This is a genomic window from Fructilactobacillus sp. X2R1C1 (assembly GCF_059901435.1).
In genome coordinates, this window is sequence record NZ_JBWXUV010000118.1 from 1 (window position 1) to 252 (window position 252).

1 protein-coding gene is annotated in these 252 nt (G+C 42.1%); it reads left to right on the forward strand.

Features of this window, described 5'->3' with window-relative positions; all coding sequences use genetic code 11:
• A partial coding sequence (locus AC6UDG_RS07705; RefSeq protein WP_500706992.1) for a peptidase U32 family protein occupies positions 1–252 on the forward strand: 252 nt, incomplete at both ends.

Sequence of the window (252 nt, forward strand, 5' to 3'; positions counted from 1 at the left end):
GAGCTATGTGTATTTCCTACTCAGGGCGTTGTGTGCTTTCTAACCACATGAGCAAACGAGATGCCAACAGGGGAGGTTGTTCCCAGTCTTGTCGTTGGAAATACGATCTCTATGATTTGCCATTTGGACAAGAACGTCGGAGCATCAAAGGTCAGATTCCAGAAGAATTCTCTATGTCAGCGGTGGATATGTGCATGATTGATCATATTCCAGAGATGATTGAAAATGGTGTAGATAGTTTAAAAATTGAAG